This is a genomic window from Pseudoalteromonas sp. M8, from assembly GCF_018141365.1.
Taxonomy (GTDB): Bacteria; Pseudomonadota; Gammaproteobacteria; order Enterobacterales; family Alteromonadaceae; genus Pseudoalteromonas.
In genome coordinates this window covers 3,213,371-3,231,333 of sequence record NZ_CP047240.1, presented here as the reverse complement: position 1 = coordinate 3,231,333, position 17,963 = coordinate 3,213,371, and the positions used below count along the sequence as shown (strand labels likewise).

Here is a 17,963-nt window from a genome sequence, read left to right as displayed (position 1 = left end):
TTCTTAAGGCAAATGTAGGTGTAATGAATACATAATAAGCGCTGAGCAATGCAGGGAAAGCTTACATAACACTAGCTAAACTGATTACACTAGCTAGGAAAGTGAAAGCCTCCAAAAAGCCTATTTTTTCTAAGTAAGCCATAGCATAAACAACACCAATTCTGACACACCTAGCTGCTCAGTCCAACAAGCGATTATGCAACACAAACTGCATGTCGCATAAATACTAAAATGTTATGTTTTCAGAGAAGGAGCCTAAATCACCATGGAAAAAGTTATAGCGGGTGCGCTCATCGCCGTTACGGGTTGGCTTGTAGCACATTTTAGCAAACTGCATTTTGAGAAAAGGTCAGCGCAACTCGCTCGAATTAACGAACAATTAGAAAATCTATATGGGCCACTAATGGCAACATTAACGGCAAGCCATGAAACTTGGGTTTCTTTTACTAAAAAACATTGGCCTAGTCATGGAATGCCAGGGTATTTTGGAAAAGGTGAAGACCAACTTTCAGAAGCTGAATTGCTAAAGTGGAGGACATGGATTGTAAATGTATTCCACCCTCTTAATGAGAGAGTTGAATCAATAATAATCGAAAATATACATCTCATTGAAGGAGATGAAATTCCTGAAGCATTCACGCTGGCGCTATCCCATGTTAGTTCATATCGAGCAGTTATAGCTCAATGGGAAAATCAGGACTTTTCGGAACATGTATCTGTGAATAATTGGCCAACGAAGGGTTTAATGGATTCAGTAAAGCCAGTATTCGATGAATTAACCCGAAAACAGTCAGAATTATTAGGTAAAAAAACATAACAAGCAAAGGCAGCATCGCCACTACGTGGCTGGACACGCTAACGCGCGCCGCTGCTTTGGGCGCTATACAAAAGGGGTTTTATGAAATATTCAATTTTGGTGTCATTAGCAATTACTTTACTAATGGGGTGTGCTTCAAAACCATTACCTGATAGAGCTAATGCTACCCTACAAGAAACAGCAAATCCAACATATCCAGCTTATGCTGCTCGCAATAGAATCGAAGGCTATGTTCAAATGAGTTTTGATATCAGTGAAAGTGGAAAGCCTATTAACATTCAGGTACTAAAGTCTGTACCTGAACAAGTCTTTGATAAAGCTGCAATCAAAGCTCTCTCCAATTGGAAATATGCCCCTAAAGTAGAGAATGGTGTTGCCGTTATTCAAAAAGATCTTAAGGTACAATTAGACTTTACATTAGGTTAAATGTATAGCTAACAAGCATGAAAAATAAGTCACACCCATCACTATTAACATCAAAGCTGAGGAAGTGAAGTAAATACTTAAATGCGGCGTTACCACAGCCTGCTATTGGCGCATATACGACCGTTAGATTTACTAAGTTTTATCAGCCAAATCTAACAAAGTAAGCTAAGGTTTACTCATATTAGCACTTGCTCAAATTAGCATAAAAAAACCAGCGTACTGACGCTGGTTTTTTGGGTTACTTCTTCTTTTTAACCTTGGCGGCTTTCTTTTTCGCTTTGATTTTCACCGGATCTTTTTTCTTCTTCGGTGCTTTTGCTTCTTTATGTTTAGGTTCAAGGCCTTTAATTACACGGCGCTTAAGTTTTTGGTCGGTGTAACGCTCAACCTTACCTAAAATCTCAACATCGTGGGCTTCAACCAAGGAAACCGCGGTCCCTTTTTTACCTGCGCGGCCTGTACGACCGATGCGGTGTACATAAATATCTGCGGTGCGTGGCATATCAAAGTTAAATACGTGGCTGATATCCGCAACGTCGATACCACGGGCTGCAACATCTGTTGCCACTAAGATATTCGTCTTACCACTGTGAAAACTTGCCATCGCAGCCATGCGCTTGTCTTGTGGCATTTCACCACGCAGCCAAGTGGTTTTAATGCCTTTAGCAAATAGCTCGCCAACGAGTGTTTCTAGGCGTTCACGCGTTTTTACGAAGATAACCGCTTTGGTTACTTCTTCGTCATCTAGTAGTTGTGCGAGCAAATTGACTTTGTGCTCGTAGTTATCAGCAAGATGAACCCACTGATGGATTTTACCTTTTTCTTTACGTGATGGCGTGGCTTCAAGTAGTGCTGGGTCTTGTAATATACGTTCAGCAAACTTCTCAACGCTTTCGCCCTCAAGGGTTGCAGAGAACAAAAAGCATTGACGACGGTTAACTGCTTCAGAGCAAATACGTAGCATTTCTTTTCGAAAGCCCATATCTAGCATGCGGTCGGCTTCATCTAAGATCAGTAGCTCAACGTTTTCTGCGTGGAAGTTCTCGGTTTCAAGATATTCCATCAAACGACCAGGCGTTGCGATGAGAATATCATTGTTCTTTTCGAATATTTCTTTGTGACTGCCGTAATTAATACCGCCAGTTACCACGCCTATCTTAAGGTTAACACCCGCGGCAAGGAGTTCACATTGCTCGTGTATTTGATAGGCAAGTTCACGTGTTGGCGTCATGATAAGTACGCGGGCAAAGCCTGGCTCTTTGCGAGGGAAATCAAGCAAATACTGAATCGCAGGGATCAAGAATGCAGCGGTTTTACCCGTACCGGTTGGTGCGCTGGCGAGAATATCTCGGCCAATTAGCGCTTCAGGAATAGCCATCTGTTGAATGCTGGTGGGAGTATCGAAACCCATTTTTTTAATCGCACTAATCAGCTTGCTGTCTAAATCAAATTCAGTAAATTGCATATTGCATCACAAATAAAGGACAATAGCGGAATTATACGTTGCTATTGCATTTTCTCAAAGGTATAGGATGTCTCAGTTTGCATTTAAACAGTTTTCGGTGACCCAGCATCATGCGGCAATGAAGGTTTCGACCGATGGTATTTTGCTTGGCGCGTGGGTTCCGCTCGCTGAAGCCAACCGGGTTGTTGATGTCGGAACGGGAACTGGGCTTATCGCATTGATGTGTAAACAGCGAAGTCCAATGAGCACAGTCCATGCGGTTGAGATTGATGACGATGCGTTAAAAGATGCAGAGTTTAATATCAAGCACAGCCCGTGGCCTGATATTGAGCTGCATCGCTGTGCAATACAAAAGTTTGATAGCGAGCTGCGCTTTGACCTCATGGTATCAAACCCACCTTACTTCAACGCGAGTTTGAAAGGAGAAAATCAAGCGAGAAATAGAGCGAGACACACGGACAGCCTGAGTTTTGATGCGTTGCTTGATGCCTTCGAAAAGTTCACATCGGATGCTGGGCAACTTGCGGTAATTTTACCCTATCAAGAGAGTTTGCTCTTTTGTCAGCTTGCCAAAGCGCGAAATTGGTTTCTTGTTTCAAGCTGTGCGATTAAAACTACCCCGAGTAAATCTTACTCTCGCAGATTGCTACTGATAGGCAAACAAAACATAGCACAACCAAGTCATGAGCAATCGTTGGTGATATACGATGTAGATAACCAATATACGAATGATTTTGTTTCTTTATGTCATGAGTTTTACCTAAAAATGTGATGGATATTTTTTGCTTGTATCGTGATTTATCTTCTACACTTTAGCTGAGAAATAGTCAGAATCATCGTGTTAAAAGTGCAGTCTGATTTACGTGTACTTAGCTGGTTTAATTCGCTTGTGTAGGTGTCCATGAAAAAAGCCGAGATCCCAAATAACGAAGAGAATCGCCTCAAAGCGCTGCGCGAATATAAGGTATTGGATACTGCTGCAGAAGCAAATCTTGATGAAATTACGCAGCTGGTGTCAGAGATCTGTGAAACGCCTATCGCGCTTATTAGCTTGATAGATACAAATCGCCAATGGTTTAAGTCTAAAGTGGGGCTGGATGTGGATGAAACCCATCGAGATATCTCCTTTTGTTCTCATGCTATTTTGCAAGAAGATGTATTTGAGGTGCAAGATGCCCTAGAAGATGAACGCTTTTTTGACAATCCACTGGTTACTGGCGGTCCGAAAATCCGCCATTATTCCGGTGCACCGCTGATTAGCTCTGGCGGTTATAAGGTAGGCACTATTTGTGCTATCAGTGATAAGCCCAAAAAACTCACCGATTTGCAAAGGAAAACACTCGCCACCTTGGGGCGTCAGGTAATTCGGCAACTTGAACTGCGCAGAGAAGTAAACGTACTTAAGCTGCTCAATGATTCCAAAGACAGTTTTTTATCTGATATCAGCCATGAATTACACACTCAACTTAACGCCATCATTGGCTTTAATGATGTGGTACTCAACTCTGCTGAAGCAGAAGGGTTTTCTGAATCTACGACAAGCTACCTGCAAAATATAGAAACAGGAGGGAGTAAACTGCTTACTGTCATTGATTCCGTATTAGAGCTTGAGCTTATTGAAGGTGAAAAAGTTCAGTTTGAACCCATTCTTTGTTCATTATCCGATCTACTAAAGCAGTCAGTTGCTCGCTTTGCTACTGAGGCAAAACAACACGATATTACGATTACGCACTCTATTGCTGGTGTCTATAAAGGTGAGGCTTTGATGCTCGATAAGGATAAAGTGTCACGCGTTATAGAGACTTTACTCGACACTGCAATTCAGTGCAGCGAGGCTGGGCAAGAGGTGGTGCTCAGAGCATATGTCATTGGTAATGAAATACAGTTTATCGTAAAAGACAGTGGTAAAGGCCTTTCAGCGCTTGAGCAAAGTAATCTGTTTGACCGTTTTAGTATGTTTGAGGGCAGAGGAAACTTAGGGGTTGGGTTAAGCCTATGTGTAACTAAAGCACTTATTGATATTATGGGAGGGCGGATCAGTGTCTCCAGTCAAGAGGGCGAAGGAACTGAGGTGGTGTTTATTATTCCGTGCCGAAGTGAAAGTGGAGTAAAAGTCGCTTCGCCGCCAAAAACAGAGCATATTGCCATTTTCTATCATCAAATTGGTGTAATAGAAGACAATCCGCTTAATCAGCTACTGATCACTGCGATACTCGACAAACTGAATTGTAGTTATGATATTTTCGAATCTGCTGAAGCCTATTTTGAAGTGGCAAAAGAAAAACACTTTGACATCATTTTTATGGATGTGAATCTTCCGGGTATGAGTGGTACAGAGGCGGCACATTTAATCAAACAAGAAAATTCAAGGTTACCGATTTTGGCGATAACCGCTGATATTTTCTTAACTCAAGCTCAAAATGAAGTTTTTGATAATGTGATCCATAAGCCGTATAAGCTATCACAAATTGAGGCCGCATTGAGCCAGTTTTACAGATGATATTAGGAATGGGCGTTAACACTTTGGATTAGTGCTAACGCTTACTGCGCTAAACATCTAATTCGGCGTATTCCGTCATGATTTGCTCTATCCAAGTTGCGATACGCTCGTCGCTTTTGTCGTATTGACTGTCTTCATCTAGTGCCAGGCCAACGAACTGACTTTTATCTTCGGTCAGTGCTTTTGACGCTTCAAATTCATAGTCGTCTGAATTTGGCCAGTAACCTAAAAAGGTGACGCCTTGAGGGGCAATTTTTTCATGTAGCATGCCTAGTGCATCTTGAAACCATTCACCATAACCTTGTTGGTCCCCCATGCCGAATAGCGCTATGACTTTGTTGCTCAGATCAACGCTGTCGATATCGTCCCAGTGAGATTCCCAGTCTTCTTGAAGTTCGCCGAAGTCCCATGTTGAGATACCAAAAATGAGGAAGTCAAACTGCTCAGCTTGTTTTAGCGGCTCGTCCTTAATATTAAATAAGGTAATTGTGTCTTTGCCGATGATTTCTTGAATCTTTTCTGCGGCCATTTCTGTGTAACATGTTGTCGAGCCGTAAAATAACCCAATTTGCATTGTATTTATCACTTTCAATTTGACTGGTATTATAGGTGGCAAGTCTACATCATGACGTTAATAATTAATACAGGTACTCTGTGAGCGAACACCAAGCAACTTCCCATACACTGTCCGATCCGCAATATATAGAAGCCTTTTTAGATGCACTATTTTTGGAGCAAGGGCTCAGTGAAAATACCATTGCAGCCTATCGCAGCGACCTTGAAAAGTTTCTCTTATTCACAAAAGCAGAAACCTCGGTGTCTTCTTTACTGGCAATCACAAGTCAGGACGTCGAGGCTTATTTGGCACACAGAATAGACAAGGGCTTAAAAGCAAAGAGTAACGCGCGAGCCATCAGTGCATTAAAGAGATTTTATTTATATTGGTTGCGAGAAAAACAAATCGCGCAGTCTCCACTGGATACTATTGCGCAACCTAAAACAACACTGTCGTTGCCAAAAACCTTGTCAGAGCAAGAAGTTGAGGCCCTGTTAAATGCTCCTGATTGTGACGACCCTATGGGGTTGAGAGATAAAGCAATGCTTGAACTCTTGTATGCCACGGGGTTGCGCGTGACGGAGTTAGTCGGGCTAAGAATGGAGCAAGTCAACATGAGACAAGCTGTTGTGCTTGTGCGTGGTAAGGGAGGCAAAGAACGCTTGGTGCCGATGGGTGAAGAAGCATTGCATTGGATTGAACAATTTCTCAAAAAAGGGCGGGGCTTAATGATTAAGCATGCTACTGATTTTGTCTTTCCATCTAAACGAGGCATAGGTATGACGCGACAAACTTTTTGGCATCGCATAAAACACTATGCTATTTTGGCAGACGTTAAGTCGCCGTTATCGCCACATACGCTACGTCATGCTTTTGCAACACATTTATTGAATCATGGCGCTGACTTGCGAGTTGTGCAAATGATGCTTGGCCATAGCGACTTGTCGACGACTCAAATTTATACACATGTTGCCAGTGAACGTTTAAAAACATTGCACCAGCAGCATCACCCAAGAGCTTAATTTTTGTTGCTTGGGAATTATTTATGGTTACTCCGGTCTTAGTGAGTAACACAAAGGGGCGTGTGATCCCTCAAATAACAGGTTTAGAGAGAACATAATGAAAAAACTAATAGTTGCCGCTTCACTGGCATTGAGCTTTGGCGCTTTCGCTGAGCAAGTTGAGGGTCCTGTCGCACCAACAGCACAAGTAGACCCAATTACGACGCAATTTAGCGGATTGGGTATAACGGTTAAGCAAATCAAAGATAGTCCGCTTGCTGGCTTAAAAACAGTGATCACAGATAAAGGGGTGCTGTATTCAAGTGCCGATGGTAAATATCTGATTCAGGGCACTATGATTGATCTTGATAACCGTCGTAATATTACCGAAGACGCGTTGAGTGATGTACGCCAGAAAGGTATCGCTGAATACGAAGACTCAATGATCGTCTATAAAGCGGAAAACGAAAAACATCAAATCACGGTATTCACAGACATTACTTGTGGCTACTGCCGCAAACTGCACCGTGAATTAGAAGATTATTTAGCGGCAGGTATTACCGTGAAATACCTAGCTTTCCCACGTGGTGGCTTGCGTGGCTCAGGCTATGAAGATTTGAAAAACGTATGGTGTGCAAAAGACGCAGCAGCTGCACTTACTGAAGCGAAAGCTGGTGGTGCAGTGAAACCAGTTGAAAACTGCCACGCGCCAGTAGCTGAGCACTATCAACTTGGGCAAAGTTTTGGCATTTCAGGAACGCCAGCGATCATTCTTGAAGATGGTTCTATGATCCCAGGTTATCAACCTGCTGCAGCTATTGCACAAATGCTAGACGCAAATAGCCCTAAGTCATAATGACTCACGCTTAGCGATGGAGTTCGCGTTGAGAACTCGATAAGATAGCAAGATAAAGAATATAAAAGGCCATTTTGGCCTTTTTTGTTTTGTGAAAAAGTATGCATACAGAAATTAAACCAAGAGAGCGGGTTGATGACAGCCATTTACCGGCTTCACTGCATCCCGTGATCAAGCAGCTTTATGCTGCCAGAGGGGTTAAATCGGTCGTTGAACTGGATAATAGCGCCGCAACCTTACACGATTTTAAATTATTTAAAGACATCGAGCTTGCAAGCCAAATTCTGGCTGAAGCACTTTCTATGCAACAACAAGTGTTGATTGTTGGTGACTTTGACGCCGATGGCGCAACGAGCACCGCCGTATTAATGGAGGGTCTGCCTCAGTTTGGTTTTCAGCGTGTGGATTACCTCGTGCCTGATAGATTTAGCTTGGGGTACGGTCTAAGCCCTGCATTGGCCGAGCAAATCGTCGCCATAAAACCTGATTTGGTGATCACCGTAGATAACGGTATTTCTTGTATTCGCGGTGTCGAAATCGTGAAGCAGGCAGGTATTAAGGTGATTGTTACTGATCACCATTTACAAGGTGATGAATTGCCGATTGCTGATGCGATTGTTAATCCAAATCGTCTTGACTGCGATTTCCCGTCTAAGTCTATCGCGGGCGTTGGGGTTGCCTTTTATCTGCTGATAGCGCTGAGGTATTACTTACGGACGCAAAACTATTTTGTGGAACAAAACGTCGCGATGCCAAATTTGGCGACATTATTAGATATTGTTGCCCTAGGAACCGTGGCTGACGTTGTGGCTCTGGACGCGAATAACCGCACTTTGGTACATCAAGGGCTCGCCCGGATCCGCAGTGGTCAAACGCGACCAGGGATCCAAGCGCTTATCGAGGTTTCTAACCGTAATAATGCTAGATTAAGTGCCAGTGATTTTGGCTTTGCGTTAGCGCCAAGACTCAATGCCGCCGGGCGTCTTGACGATATGAGTTTAGGTATTGCTTGCTTGTTATCGAAAGACATTAACCAAGCTCGCCGTATTGCGTCCGAGCTCGATAGTCTAAATATAGAGCGACGCGAGATTGAGCAAAGTATGCAGCAAGAAGCGCAAGCGGTATTGGAGCGCTTGGTACTTAAAAGCCAAGAAGTACCAGATGCCTTGTGTTTGTATCAAGATGATTGGCATCAAGGTGTGATAGGTATTCTGGCGGGACGCTTAAAAGAAAAGTATCACCGACCGTGCATTATCTTTGCACAAGGCGACAACGGCGAGATAAAGGGCTCATGTCGCTCTATTGAAGGTCTACACATGCGCGACCTGCTGGAGTCAATCAATACCCAGCACCCAGAGTTAATTGTAAAGTTTGGTGGCCATGCGATGGCAGCAGGACTGACCATTTTAGAGTCTGAATTTGCGCGGTTTAAACAGATATTTGAACAAAACGTCAGTGCGACGCTGAGTGAAGAAGCAAAGCAAAGTATTCTGTTGACGGACGGTGAACTGCCGGGCGATTGCTTCACCATGGATTTTGCTTTTGAACTACAGCAGGCAGGTCCGTGGGGGCAGCAATTTAGTGAGCCGGTATTTCAGGATGTATTTGAGTTGGTGCAGCAACGTATTGTTGGCGACAAACATCTAAAACTTGTGCTTAAGCATCGCTCGGGTCGATTGGTTGATGCGATAGCATTTAACGTTGACGTTCGGGCTTGGCCAAATCTCCAGGCAACCCATGCTTTATTTGCTTATCAATTAGATATTAATGAGTTTCGTGGTAAATATAATTTGCAGCTCATTGTGCGTGAACTTCAGGCGCAATCGAATTAATAGAGATGTGCGTACTGAGTTTGTTAAAAAACTCCCAAAATTCTCACTTTAAGGGATGCTAAGCGCGGTTATTATTTGATACTATTGGTCGCTTAAATCTATGGTCTGACCCGTTGTCAGACCTGTTTGTGTGTATTCACAAACCGACAAATTTAGTTCTGGAGTAAAGGTAAATGTTTGAAGTGAATCCTGTGATTAACCAAATCAAGGAAATTCGCGAACGTACAGAGCTTCTTAGGGGGTATCTTTGACTACGCTCTAAAGCAAGAGCGTTTAGAAGAAGTTAATGCCGAATTAGAAGATCCCGCTGTATGGAATGAGCCGGAAAGAGCCCAAGCACTGGGCAAAGAAAAATCGAATTTAGAAGTGATAGTTGAAACCATCGACAATCTCGTGTCTGGTGCCGATGATGCAGAGGGTTTAGTTGAGCTCGCCGTAGAAGCCGAAGATGAAGAAACCTTCACTGAAGCAGAGCAAGAGGTCAACGGCCTTGTTGAGCAGCTGGAAAAACTAGAGTTTCGTCGTATGTTCTCAGGCGAGCAAGATGCCAACGATGCGTACATCGACTTACAGTCAGGCTCTGGCGGTACTGAAGCCCAAGACTGGTGTAACATGTTGCTGCGTATGTATTTGCGCTGGGCTGAGGCGAAAGGTTTTAAAGCCGAAATCGTTGAAGCGACCGATGGCGATGTTGCCGGTATTAAGGGCGCAACAGTTAAAGTTACGGGCGAATATGCTTACGGTTGGCTTCGTACAGAAACGGGCGTACACCGCTTAGTACGTAAGAGTCCTTTTGATTCAGGCGGCCGTCGTCATACTTCGTTTGCTTCTGTATTCGTTTACCCAGAAATTGACGACAATATCGAAATCGATATTAATCCTGCAGATCTTCGTATCGATGTATATCGTGCATCGGGTGCGGGTGGTCAGCACGTTAACCGTACAGAATCAGCGGTGCGTATTACGCACTTACCAACCAATACGGTAGTGCAGTGTCAGAATGACCGTTCGCAGCACAAGAACAAAGATCAAGCGATGAAGCAGTTAAAGGCGAAATTGTTCGAACTTGAACTGCAAAAGCAAAACGCTGAAAAGCAAGCCCAAGAAGATGCAAAATCTGACATCGGCTGGGGCAGCCAAATCCGTTCATACGTGCTAGATGATTCACGTATTAAAGATTTGCGTACAGGTATTGAAAATCGCAATACCCAAGCCGTACTAGACGGCGATTTAGACAAATTTATCGAAGCAAGCCTGAAATCAGGCCTTTAATCCACAAGCTAAACTAAGAGCTAAACAATGACAGATCACAATCAAGACGAAAATAAACTTATTGCTGAGCGTCGTGGCAAGCTAGATGCGATCCGGGAAAATTGCCCTGCGAATGGCCACCCGAACTCATTCCGCCGCGAAGACTACACACAAGATCTACAGGCTAAGTTTGGTGATAAATCGAAGGAAGAGCTAGTAGAACTTGATCATCATGTTTCTGTTGCGGGTCGTTTGCTTGCGAAACGTGGTCCTTTCTTAGTGTTGCAAGACATGAAAGGTCGTATTCAGGCTTATGCTTCAAAAGACGTACAAAAAGACCTAAAAGAGAAGTATGGTCAATTAGATATCGGCGATATCGTTGGTGTTAAAGGTCCGCTTCATAAATCCGGTAAAGGCGATTTATACGTCGACATGGTTGAGTATGAACTACTGACTAAGTCGCTACGTCCACTACCTGAAAAGTTCCACGGCCTGACTGACCAAGAAGCAAAATATCGTCAGCGTTATGTTGATTTGATCACTAACATGGACACACGCGAAACATTCCGTATTCGTTCAAAAGTGATTGAAGGTATTCGCCGTTTCTTAGCCGAGCGTGACTTTATGGAAGTGGAAACGCCGATGCTACAGGTTATTCCTGGCGGTGCCTCTGCACGCCCATTTGTAACGCATCACAATGCACTAGATATCGATATGTATCTACGTATCGCGCCTGAGTTATACCTTAAGCGTCTAGTGGTTGGTGGTTTTGATCGTGTGTTCGAAATCAACCGTAACTTCCGTAACGAAGGTTTATCTACGCGTCATAATCCAGAGTTCACTATGATTGAGTTCTATCAAGCATACGCGGATTACAATGATTTGATGAACTTGACTGAAGACATGTTACGCACCGTGGCACAAGACGTGTTAGGCACTACTACGGTTGTTAATACTGTGAAGAATGCTGAAGGCGAAGTGACAGAGACGATTGAGTATGACTTTGGTAGTGCGTTCCAGCGTTTGTCTATGGCTGATGCTATTTTACAATATGGCCCAGATGCTGAAGCACAAGCTGAAATCTTCAAAGATCCAGAAAACCACTTTGAAGCACTAAAAGCATACGCTAAGAAAGTTCACGTTAAGATCCCTGAAAATTGTGTATGGGGTCCAGGTAAGTTCCTATGTGAAATCTTCGAAGAAGTCGCTGAACACAGACTTATCCAACCGACGTTCATTACTGAATATCCTTGGGAAGTGTCACCGCTTGCACGTCGTAACGATGAAAATCCATTTATCACAGACCGCTTCGAGTTCTTCGTGGGTGGCCGTGAGCTTGCAAATGGTTTCTCTGAGCTTAATGATGCTGAAGATCAAGCTGCGCGCTTTGCTCGCCAAGTGGAAGAAAAAGATGCAGGTGACGATGAAGCAATGCACTATGATGCGGATTATATTCGTGCGCTAGAGCATGGTTTACCACCAACAGCAGGTGAGGGGATTGGTATCGATCGCCTTGTGATGTTATTCACAGACTCACCGACTATTAAAGACGTTATCTTGTTCCCACACATGCGTCCTGAAGTGCAAGCTGAACAGTAAGTATTTTCACGTAATCTGAAAGTACATCTAGAAAAGCGCCTTATGGCGCTTTTCTGTTATTTTCGTAAGATAAATCTCACAGCATTTTTAAATACTTAGTTTTATTATGTAGTTATTGCCAACTCCTACTCATCATAAAAGTTGTTTCTCTTTTGAAACTAGATTATCCCAATTTCCTAACTAGTCTTTTTCAAGTTCTAATGCTGCGTTAAAAATAACAAATAGGGAATCCAATAAGATGAGCAATAATGAGTTTGAAAATGTCGATGAGCACGAGCAAGCGAGAATTTTATATTATCGGGCTTGTATCGCTGAGTTTCAGCAGCTTGGTTATCAAGAAGCATTTTTGGACGAAGTTTTGCGTCAACAACGTGCATTAAGAAATACCTACAGCGATCCTAACCCCCTACAAAATGAGTAAAAATTGGTGTTAGTGCCGAGTAACTAAGCAGACTGCACAATCTATCACCATTCAGTGCTTTTTTACAAGAAAAGTATTTGACATATTTTTTCTAACCTATATTATACGCCCCACAAGACGGAGAGGTGGCCGAGTGGCCGAAGGCGCTCCCCTGCTAAGGGAGTATAGGGTTTGTAGCCCTATCGAGGGTTCGAATCCCTCCCTCTCCGCCATTTTTAATGGTTGTCTTGTACGGACGCATAGCTCAGCTGGATAGAGTACCTGGCTACGAACCAGGCGGTCGGAGGTTCGAATCCTCCTGCGTCCGCCACTTTTCCTTGAGTGGTTAAATAATAAAGGTAGGAAACAGGCAGTTGGAGGTTCACCTTCAAAAAACATGTCCTGAGTACAGCACTTTTCTTTAAGTGGTTAAATATTAAAGAAGTTGGAAAACTATACATTCGTAACGGACGCATAGCTCAGCTGGATAGAGTACCTGGCTACGAACCAGGCGGTCGGAGGTTCGAATCCTCCTGCGTCCGCCACTTCTCCTTGAGTGGTTAAATAATAAAGGTAGGAAACAGGAAGTCGGAGGTTCACCTTCAAAAAATACGTCCTGCATCCGGCACTTTTCTTTAGGTGGTTAAATATAAAGAAGTTGGAAAACTATACATTCGTAACGGACGCATAGCTCAGCTGGATAGAGTACCTGGCTACGAACCAGGCGGTCGGAGGTTCGAATCCTCCTGCGTCCGCCACTTCTCCTTGAGTGGTTAAATAATAAAGGTAGGAAACAGGCAGTCGGAGGTTCATCTTCAAAAAATACGTCCTGCATCCGGCACTTTTCTTTAAGTGGTTAAATATAAAGAAGTTGGGAAACTATACATTCGTAACGGACGCATAGCTCAGCTGGATAGAGTACCTGGCTACGAACCAGGCGGTCGGAGGTTCGAATCCTCCTGCGTCCGCCACTTTTCCTCAAGTGGTGAAATAAAGAGATAAACAAGCCGACGAAAGTCGGTTTTTTTGTGTCTAATATCCATGTAGGAGCAGGTTTACCCTGCGATTTTTTACAAAAGTTGAATATGACGAAAGTCGGTTTTTTTGTGTCTAATATCCATGTAGGAGCAGGTTTATCCTGCGATCTTTTACAAAAGTTGAATATGACGACGCTCGGAGGTTCACTCTCCACAACATACGTCCTGCATCCGCCACTTTTCCTCAAGTGGTGAAAGAATGAAGGTAAAAACAGGCGGTCGGAGGTTCACTCTCCACAACACACGTCCTGCATCCGCCACTTTTCCTCAAGTGGTGAAAGAATGAAGGTAAAAACAGGCGGTCGGAGGTTCACCCTCCACAATACACGTCCTGCATCCACTACTTATCTCAAGTGGTAAAATAAAGAGATAAACAAGCCGACGAAAGTCGGTTTTTTTGTGTCTAATATCCATGTAGGAGCAGGTTTACCCTGCGATCTTTTACGAAAGTTAAATATGACGACGCTCGGAGGTTCACTACTGCATGATTAAACTCCCGAAATACTTTTCATTTTTTTTCTGACTGATACCCTAATCGCGTATTTATTTAGAGAAAGCGTTATATGTTTCAATCACTCAGAATTTTATTACTACTTGTTTTTTGTTGTGTTCCTTTAACTGTTGAAGCGCTTACATTAGGTGCTGAGCGCGCAGAAGAGTATTTACCTGTGTTAAAAGGTAAGCGCGTCGGATTAATCGTAAACCAAACATCCCGCATTGACGACCAACATCTAGTTGATTACTTACTTAATAAAGAAGTGGATGTTAAAAAGGTCTTTGCACCGGAACATGGTTTTCGTGGTAATTATGATGCGGGTGCTAAAGTAGATGATGCAACAGATGTGAAAACTGGGCTACCAATCATTTCGCTTTATGGTAGTAATAAAAAGCCAAGGCCTGAGCAGCTCAAAGATATCGATGTGCTTATTTTTGATATTCAAGATGTGGGGTTACGCTTTTATACATACATCAGCACTATGCACCTCGCGATGGAAGCTGCAGCCGATGCAAATATTGAATTTTGGGTTTTTGATAGGCCAAACCCAAATATCGCATATGTTGATGGCCCATTATTAGAAAAACCATTTCAATCTTTTGTTGGTATGCATCCCATTCCCGTATTGCATGGCATGACCGTTGGCGAACTGGCGACTATGATTAAAGGAGAAGGGTGGTTAACCTCGCTAACAGCGCCACAGTTACGTGTATTTCCAATGCGAAATTATAGCGGTGCCACCGAATACAGATTGCCGATACCACCAAGTCCTAACCTACCAAACCAACAAGCAATCTACTTGTATCCATCTTTGTGCTTTTTTGAAGCGACACCTATTTCTGTTGGTCGTGGAACGGATTTTCCATTTCAAGTTTTTGGCTATCCAGATCCTAAATTGGGTGAGTTTCAGTTCACTCCCCGACCAGTACTAGGTGCGGCTTCCAATCCTAAATTAAATGGTGTGACTGCGTTTGGCCTAGACTTAAGAAACAGCAATGTACGAGGTTTTGATCTAACTTGGTTTGTTGCTGCATATGCACAGTTCAAACACGAGAATAAAGCGTTTTTTCAGTCCCCCGATTTTCTCGATAAGCTTGCAGGCACGGACAAAATCCGCAAAGCCATTGAATCTGGCCAATCGGCATCAGAGCTGAGAAAACTGTGGCAGCAGGATGTACAAGATTTTTTAAAGCAGCGGAAAAAGTATTTATTATACCCGAGACTGTAACGGGTTTTTGCTAGAGGTAAGCGGCAGCACGAGTCTGCCGTGAGTGGCTTAAGTCTTACTCGCTACGCAATACTTGCATGTTTTCATTGGCCTTATCCACGCGTTTTTGCCAATGCAGGTTTGATTGTGCAAGTGCCGTGAATAAAACGTCAATAAGGTAGGCTTGAGAAGTACGAGACAGCATACCTGAATGCTTAAGTGGCTCCCCTTCATTGATGCAATATAGTATCGCATCTACCATTTCCGCGAGTGAGTGGCTACCATAACGTGAAATGGCAAGACATTTACAGCCATTATCCAGAGCTTGATTAGTCAAGGTTAGCAAGCTCTTGCTGGTTCCTGTATTGCTGATCACAATAAAAAGATCGTCTTTCCCCATCGTTGCAATAAAGCTAGAGGCACTGATTTCATCGACCTGAGCAATTGCCGGAATACCAAGCTTTTGGAGTTTCCAAGTTAAATCTTGGGCCATAGTGAAGGTACTACCAAGTGCACATACGATGACTTTTCGTGCGTTTTTCACCAACTGAATTGCGTTCTCAAACTGTTTTGCTGAGTTAAGTTTTCGAGTTTCGGAAATAACATTTTGCTGTTTTAGTTGTAATTTATCTGCGATTAACTCGATTGAGTCATTACTGGAAATTAACTCATCAATTGCTGCGCTGGTATCTGTTTGCTCGTTGAGCGCATCAACGACGGCAAGTTTAAATGCTGGAAATCCTTTATACCCCAGCTTTTGGGCAAATTTTACGACGCTAGATTGGCTGACACCGGCTTCGCGTGCCAGCTCAACGGAGGAAAGCGCACGGATTTTATCGCCCGAGTTCAAGGTAAAGTCAGCAAGCTTTGCTTCACTATTTGAGAGTGATGGACGAAGTGCTTTTATTTTGACAAATGTAGACATACGATACTCAATCCGAACTAAATTAATCTGTCCATATTATAGGTTCAATTGGAACGTTACGATAGACCAAAAAGGAATATCATTGCACAAAACACACTCATTGTACCAGTATTGGGGTTAAATGTTGACTTAAATTTAATTTAGTCGCAAAGACTTGGTGTTTTAAACCGCTTAACTTAAGCTAAGTGTTTTGAATTTATAGACTAAACTATATGGCTTGGTACTCGATTTTGCCACCTTTGATTGCGATTGCAGTCGTGTTTTGGCGTAAAGAAGTGATTATCGCTTTGATTTTAGCGTTAGTTTCTTCCGAATTTTTATTGGCTGTACATGGCCAGCAGTCGCTAGTTGCTGGCACATTTGTAGGCAGTATCGAACGTGTTATTGAGGTTGCGACATCGGCAGGTAACAGCCGGATCTTGATTTTTAGCATTGTGATCGGTGCATTGCTTGCCTTCATCCGAGAGTCAGGTGGGGTTGCTGCAACGGTGAATATGCTGCTTAATCGAGGCGTCGCTAAGAGTAAGCGTCAGGTTGGCTTACTGACCATGTTTACTGGCACGGCTGTGTTCATCGAATCAAATATGAGTGTACTAACCTCTGGTATTGTTGCGAGGGGACTATTTGACAGGTTCAAAATGAGTCGGGCTCGTTTGGCTTATATCATCGATAGTACTAGCGCTCCTGTATGTATTTTGATTTTGCTTAATGGTTGGGGTGCTTATGTGCTTGGATTGCTGAGTAACTACGAACTTGAGCAGTCGGCAGTGAGTATTTTATGGGGTAGTGTCGCGTTTAACTTTTATGCGATTATCGCACTGTTAATTGTTCTCTATACGATTGTCTTTGATAAAGTTCATGGACCGATGAAGGCCGCGGAACAAGAGTTAAAACACCATACGGCTGAAATAAGTAGTGGGCCGAGTGCTACCAAGTCGCGTTATATGCTGATCCCTTTATTAACGCTGATTGTAAGTATGCTTGGATTTATGTTTTGGACAGGCAATGGTGTATTGGCAAATGGTAGTGGCTCTAAATCAGTACTTTATGCCACACTCTTAGCTTCAACGGTTGCATACTTGCTGCTTTTAACCGGCAAGAGATTTAGTCATCACGAGCTAATGGATGTTGGGTTTAAGGGAATGGGAGAACTGCTGCCATTGGTAAGTATTGTGTTACTCTCTTTGACCTTAGGTGCAAGTCTAAAAGAGTTAGGAACAGGGACTTTTGTTGCGTCTTTAGTTGGTGACTATTTGCCTATTTACTTGATAGTGCCTGTACTCTTTATTACAGGTGCAATCATGTCATTTACGACTGGTACATCATGGGGCACCTTCGCCATATTAATACCTATTGGTGTGCCACTTATTCAATCGCTAGGCCTGCCACCGTCGCTTGTGCTTGGTGCTATCTTAAGTGGCGGAATATTTGGTGATCACTGCTCGCCTATTTCTGATACCAGTGCGGTATCGGCACTGGCATCTGGATGTGACTTACTGACTCATGTTAAAACCCAGTTGCCTTATGCATTGGTGGGCGGGGTATTAGCAATTATCTGCTTCTTTATTGCCAGCCTTATTATGATTTAAGAGTAA

15 protein-coding genes and 5 tRNA genes are annotated in these 17,963 nt (G+C 43.2%); 17 read left to right on the top strand and 3 right to left on the bottom strand.

From position 1 onward, the window contains the following. The first annotated feature begins 265 nt into the window (after nt 1–265). Together GSF13_RS19385 and GSF13_RS19380 are read left to right on the top strand one after the other, a co-directional pair. Nucleotides 266–817 carry a hypothetical protein gene (locus GSF13_RS19385; protein WP_010606187.1) on the top strand — a complete coding sequence of 184 codons (552 nt, stop codon included), beginning with the start codon at nt 266–268 and terminating at the stop codon, nt 815–817. 81 nt (nt 818–898) lie between these two features. After that, nucleotides 899–1,243 (top strand): energy transducer TonB, encoded by a 345-nt coding sequence (locus GSF13_RS19380; RefSeq protein ID WP_211866737.1) that lies wholly within the window; start codon nt 899–901, stop codon nt 1,241–1,243. A 238-nt stretch (nt 1,244–1,481) separates the two neighbouring features. Here the strand turns inward: GSF13_RS19380 and srmB are convergent, their stop codons facing one another. Beyond that, nucleotides 1,482–2,708: an ATP-dependent RNA helicase SrmB gene (gene srmB, locus GSF13_RS19375; protein WP_010606189.1), complete on the bottom strand. Its 1,227-nt coding sequence runs from the start codon at nt 2,706–2,708 to the stop codon at nt 1,482–1,484. A 67-nt stretch (nt 2,709–2,775) separates the two neighbouring features. Between srmB and GSF13_RS19370 the strand changes: the two genes are divergently transcribed. Further along, nucleotides 2,776–3,480 (top strand): methyltransferase, encoded by a 705-nt coding sequence (locus GSF13_RS19370; protein ID WP_206472292.1) that lies wholly within the window; start codon nt 2,776–2,778, stop codon nt 3,478–3,480. Between the two features lie 129 nt (nt 3,481–3,609). After that, nucleotides 3,610–5,208 (top strand): response regulator, encoded by a 1,599-nt coding sequence (locus GSF13_RS19365; protein WP_211866735.1) that lies wholly within the window; start codon nt 3,610–3,612, stop codon nt 5,206–5,208. A 49-nt stretch (nt 5,209–5,257) separates the two neighbouring features. On the opposite strand, the gene fldB is transcribed toward GSF13_RS19365, so the two are convergent. Then, nucleotides 5,258–5,782 carry a flavodoxin FldB gene (gene fldB, locus GSF13_RS19360; RefSeq protein ID WP_010375981.1) on the bottom strand — a complete coding sequence of 175 codons (525 nt, stop codon included), beginning with the start codon at nt 5,780–5,782 and terminating at the stop codon, nt 5,258–5,260. An 80-nt stretch (nt 5,783–5,862) separates the two neighbouring features. Between fldB and xerD the strand changes: the two genes are divergently transcribed. The 12 genes from xerD (at nt 5,863) to GSF13_RS19300 (ending at nt 15,464) form a co-directional block, all read left to right on the top strand. Next, nucleotides 5,863–6,786: a site-specific tyrosine recombinase XerD gene (gene xerD / locus GSF13_RS19355; RefSeq protein ID WP_211866733.1), complete on the top strand. Its 924-nt coding sequence runs from the start codon at nt 5,863–5,865 to the stop codon at nt 6,784–6,786. A 97-nt stretch (nt 6,787–6,883) separates the two neighbouring features. Next, entirely contained in the window at nt 6,884–7,621 is a 738-nt protein-coding gene (gene dsbC, locus GSF13_RS19350; protein ID WP_010606194.1) for a bifunctional protein-disulfide isomerase/oxidoreductase DsbC, read from the top strand. 101 nt (nt 7,622–7,722) lie between these two features. Beyond that, nucleotides 7,723–9,453 carry a single-stranded-DNA-specific exonuclease RecJ gene (gene recJ / locus GSF13_RS19345; RefSeq protein WP_211866731.1) on the top strand — a complete coding sequence of 577 codons (1,731 nt, stop codon included), beginning with the start codon at nt 7,723–7,725 and terminating at the stop codon, nt 9,451–9,453. Between the two features lie 173 nt (nt 9,454–9,626). Next, nucleotides 9,627–10,725 (top strand): peptide chain release factor 2 gene (prfB, locus tag GSF13_RS19340; RefSeq protein ID WP_099030198.1). Its coding sequence is split into 2 segments (ribosomal slippage): nt 9,627–9,701 and nt 9,703–10,725, totalling 1,098 coding nucleotides; the frame shifts between segments, so codons are not numbered across the junction. A 27-nt stretch (nt 10,726–10,752) separates the two neighbouring features. Then, nucleotides 10,753–12,303, top strand: coding sequence for a lysine--tRNA ligase (gene lysS / locus GSF13_RS19335; protein WP_010375973.1), 1,551 nt, complete (start codon nt 10,753–10,755; stop codon nt 12,301–12,303). A gap of 238 nt (nt 12,304–12,541) precedes the next feature. Then, nucleotides 12,542–12,724 (top strand): hypothetical protein, encoded by a 183-nt coding sequence (locus tag GSF13_RS19330; RefSeq protein WP_010375970.1) that lies wholly within the window; start codon nt 12,542–12,544, stop codon nt 12,722–12,724. A gap of 119 nt (nt 12,725–12,843) precedes the next feature. Beyond that, nucleotides 12,844–12,936 (top strand) — tRNA-Ser (locus GSF13_RS19325). Nucleotides 12,937–12,957: 21 nt separating this feature from the next. After that, nucleotides 12,958–13,034: transfer RNA gene (locus tag GSF13_RS19320), tRNA-Arg, on the top strand. A 137-nt stretch (nt 13,035–13,171) separates the two neighbouring features. Next, a tRNA-Arg gene (locus GSF13_RS19315) sits at nt 13,172–13,248 on the top strand. 136 nt (nt 13,249–13,384) lie between these two features. Continuing rightward, nucleotides 13,385–13,461 (top strand) — tRNA-Arg (locus GSF13_RS19310). Nucleotides 13,462–13,597: 136 nt separating this feature from the next. Then, nucleotides 13,598–13,674: transfer RNA gene (locus tag GSF13_RS19305), tRNA-Arg, on the top strand. A gap of 629 nt (nt 13,675–14,303) precedes the next feature. Further along, complete coding sequence (locus GSF13_RS19300; protein ID WP_211866723.1) at nt 14,304–15,464, top strand: DUF1343 domain-containing protein; 1,161 nt, start codon at nt 14,304–14,306, stop codon at nt 15,462–15,464. Between the two features lie 55 nt (nt 15,465–15,519). Here GSF13_RS19300 and GSF13_RS19295 read toward each other — a convergent pair whose 3' ends face one another. Further along, complete coding sequence (locus GSF13_RS19295) at nt 15,520–16,368, bottom strand: MurR/RpiR family transcriptional regulator (protein ID WP_174169897.1); 849 nt, start codon at nt 16,366–16,368, stop codon at nt 15,520–15,522. 212 nt (nt 16,369–16,580) lie between these two features. Between GSF13_RS19295 and GSF13_RS19290 the strand changes: the two genes are divergently transcribed. Next, nucleotides 16,581–17,957 (top strand): Na+/H+ antiporter NhaC family protein, encoded by a 1,377-nt coding sequence (locus GSF13_RS19290; RefSeq protein WP_010606198.1) that lies wholly within the window; start codon nt 16,581–16,583, stop codon nt 17,955–17,957. Nucleotides 17,958–17,963 lie beyond the last annotated feature (6 nt).